Genomic DNA, 3,302 nt, shown 5'->3' on the forward strand with positions numbered 1-3,302 from the left:
CGGATCATGTAGTCGAGATGCCCGTGCTCGCCGATGTCGAGCGGGTTCCGGTCGTCGGTGCACAGGCACATGTAGGGCGCCGTTATCTCGGTCAGCAGGGGCGCCAGCGCGTGCAGGTCCTTAGACACGGACCCCTCGCGGATCAGAACGCGCAGGCCCTTTTGCAGCTTCTCGCGCGCCTCGGCCTCGGACGTGGCCTCGTGCTCGGTCCGGATGCCGGCCGCGATATAGGCGTTGAGGTCGCGACCCGACAGCAGCGGCGCGTGGCCGTCGATGTGCCCACCTTCAAAGAGACGCAGCTTGGCCATCGCGCCCGGATCGCGATGGAGCACGCCGGGATAGTTCATGAATTCGGCCAGCCCCAGCCCGGACGGATCCCCCATCAGGTCCGCGAGATCATCGGCCGACAGCGCGGCGCCGGCGGTCTCCATGTCCGTGGACGGCACGCAGGACGACAGCTGCACCTTGAGGTCCATCAGCAGGTGCGGCGCGGCGCGCTGGAAGTAGCGGATGCCCTCGGCGCCCACGACGTTCGCGATCTCGTGCGGGTCGCAGATCGCGGTGGTCACGCCGCGCGGCGTCACGCAGCGGTCGAACTCGAACGGCGTGACAAGCGAGCTTTCGACGTGCAGGTGCGTGTCGATGAAGCCGGGCACCAGGATCAGCCCGGTCACGTCGATCACCTGTGCGGCGTCGTACGAATCGCAGGTGCCGACGATGCGGTCACCGACGATCGCCACGTCGCCCTCGAGCAGCGCGCCGGTCATCAGGTCGAACACGCGGCCGCCGCGCAGCACGATGTCGGCCGGCGTCTCGCCGCGCGCCGCCGCGATGCGTTTCTCCAAGGAGTCCATGCGCTTTGCCCCGCCTTTTTCCGTGCACAACATGGCATGGCCCGGGCGGCGCGGCGAGGGGGCAGGCGGCCTTCGGTTGCAAATCCGCCCGCAGGCGCAATAGTTACGCGCAACAACAAACCGACAGAGAGGACGACACGATGCTGCGACTGACCACCTCTGCCTGCGCGCTGGGCCTGACCGCGACTGCCGCGATGGCCGATTGCGAGACGATCACCTTCTCGGACGTCGGCTGGACCGACATCACTGCGACGACCGCCGCGACCACGCTGGTGCTGGACGCGCTGGGCTACGACACCGAGATCAAGGTCCTGTCCGTGCCGGTGACGTACACCTCGCTCGCCGCGGGCGACATCGACGTGTTCCTGGGCAACTGGATGCCCACGATGGAGGCCGACATCGCGCCCTACACCGAGGACGGCAGCGTCGACACCGTGCGCGCCAACCTCGAAGGCGCGAAGTACACGCTGGCCACCAACGCCGCCGGCGCCGAGCTGGGCATCGACAGCTTCGAGGCAATCGCCGAACACGCCGACGCGCTGGAGTCCACCATCTACGGGATCGAGCCGGGCAACGACGGCAACCGCCTGATCCTCGACATGATCGAGGCCGACGCCTTCGGCCTGAGCGATTTCGACATCCGCGAAAGCTCGGAACAGGGAATGCTGGCGCAGGTCGGCCGGGCGAGCAACCGTGACGAGCCGATCGTCTTCCTCGCGTGGGAGCCGCACCCTATGAACGCGAACTACGACCTGACCTACCTGACCGGCGGCGACGACTGGTTCGGTCCGGACCTGGGCGGCGCCACCGTCTACACCAACACCGCCGCCGGGTTCGTCGAGGAATGCCCGAACGTCGGCCAGTTCCTTCAGAACCTCGAGTTCACGCTCGCGATGGAGAACGAGATCATGGCCTCGATCCTCGACGACGGCATGGAGCCGCGGGCGGCCGCACAGCAATGGCTGGCGTCGAACCAGGGCGTGCTGGAAACCTGGCTCGAAGGCGTGACCACCAAGGACGGCGGCGACGCGATGGAAGCCGCCATGTCGCTGGTCGAGCGCGAGTGACCGTTCCGGGCGCGCGGTCCTCGCGCGCCCTATCCGAGGCCGGGTCGTCTTCGACCCGGGGCGGGGCTGATCCGGTCCCGCGCTCGCGACCGCGCACCGCCCCCGGGGCACCGCGGTTGCGCCGGATGATGCCGCGCCGGACGGCCGGCGACGGGGACGACAGGAAAGGGCTGGCACGGCATGAACTGGCTGACGGATAACAAGATTCCCGTGGACGACGTGGCCGAGGCCGTCTTCGGCTGGCTGCAGATCAACGCGGCGTGGTTCTTCGACGGGCTGGCCATCGTCATGGAATGGCTGATCGACGCCGTGCTGTGGCTGTTGCAGACGCCGCACCCGCTGATCGTGGTGGCGGTGCTGACCGCCGCCGTCTGGGCGCTGCACCGGTCGTGGAAGGTGCCGGCCTTCGTGGCTTTGGGCTTCCTGTTCGTCCTCAACCAGGGCTACTGGGAAGAGACGACCGAGAGCCTGACGCTGGTTCTGGCGGCCTGCGTGGTCTGCATGGGCGTGGGCGTGCCCATCGGCATCGCCGCCGCACACCGGCCGAAGCTCTACGCCTCGCTGCGCCCGGTCCTGGACCTGATGCAGACGCTGCCCACCTTCGTCTACCTGATCCCGGCGATCGTGTTCTTCGGCATCGGCATGGTGCCCGGCCTGATCGCCACGGTGATCTTCGTGGTCCCCGCGCCGATCCGCCTGACGCATCTGGGCATCTCGTCCACGCCGACCGCGCTGGTCGAGGCCGCGGACGCCTTCGGCGCCACGCCCTCGCAGAAGCTGTGGAAGGTGGAACTGCCGTCGGCCTTTCCGCAGATCATGGCCGGCCTCAACCAGACGATCATGCTGTCGCTGTCGATGGTCGTGATCGCCGCGCTTGTGGGTGCCGACGGGCTGGGCGTGCCGGTGGTGCGCGCGCTGAACCGCGTCGACACCGGGCTGGGCTTCGAGGCGGGGCTGATCATCGTCGTCGTCGCCATCATGCTGGACCGCGCGCTGCGGGTGGAGCGGAAATGAGCGACATGCCGGACGACGCGAACCGCACCGTGGTCGCCTTCGAAAACGTCTCGATCGTGTTCGGAGACGACCCGCAGGCCGCGCTGCCGCTGGCCGACCAGGGCCAGGAACGAGGCGAGATCCAGTCGTCGACCGGTCAGGTGCTGGGCGTGCACGACGCCACCATCGACGTGGCCGAAGGCGAGATCCTCGTGCTCATGGGCCTGTCGGGCTCGGGCAAGTCGACGCTGCTGCGCGCGGTCAACGGGCTGAACCCAGTGGCGCGCGGGTCGGTGCGCGTGACCTGCGGCGACGAGGTGACCGACGTCACCAATTGCTCGGCGCAGGCCCTGCGTCGCGTGCGGCAGGGCCATGTCGCCATGGTGTT

Annotated in this window: 4 protein-coding genes; 3 read left to right on the forward strand and 1 reads right to left on the reverse strand. The window is 68.4% G+C overall.

The annotated features are described in order from the left end of the window. The coding region (locus ACFDTC_RS10385) for an amidohydrolase family protein (protein ID WP_375258807.1) at positions 1-854 on the reverse strand (854 nt) is incomplete at its 3' end. Between the two features lie 140 nt (positions 855-994). On the opposite strand from ACFDTC_RS10385, the gene choX reads away from it, so the two are divergent. The 3 genes from choX to ACFDTC_RS10400 form a co-directional block, all read left to right on the forward strand. Further along, positions 995-1,921: a choline ABC transporter substrate-binding protein gene (gene choX, locus ACFDTC_RS10390; RefSeq protein WP_375258808.1), complete on the forward strand. Its 927-nt coding sequence runs from the start codon at positions 995-997 to the stop codon at positions 1,919-1,921. A gap of 180 nt (positions 1,922-2,101) precedes the next feature. Beyond that, the gene (choW, locus tag ACFDTC_RS10395; RefSeq protein WP_375258809.1) at positions 2,102-2,935 is read left to right on the forward strand and encodes a choline ABC transporter permease subunit; all 834 of its coding nucleotides are present in this window, start codon (positions 2,102-2,104) and stop codon (positions 2,933-2,935) included. Then, a partial coding sequence (locus ACFDTC_RS10400) for an ATP-binding cassette domain-containing protein (protein ID WP_375258810.1) occupies positions 2,932-3,302 on the forward strand: 371 nt, incomplete at its 3' end. The genes choW and ACFDTC_RS10400, both read left to right, overlap by 4 nt.

It is taken from the genome of Citreimonas sp., assembly GCF_042096055.1.
In the GTDB taxonomy this organism is placed as follows: Bacteria; Pseudomonadota; Alphaproteobacteria; order Rhodobacterales; family Rhodobacteraceae; genus Citreimonas.

Coding starts and splice junctions, on each gene's coding strand:
- choX (WP_375258808.1), top strand. CDS start 995: ATGCTGCGACTGACCACCTCTGCCTGCGCGCTGGGCCTGACCGCGACT.
- choW (WP_375258809.1), top strand. CDS start 2,102: ATGAACTGGCTGACGGATAACAAGATTCCCGTGGACGACGTGGCCGAG.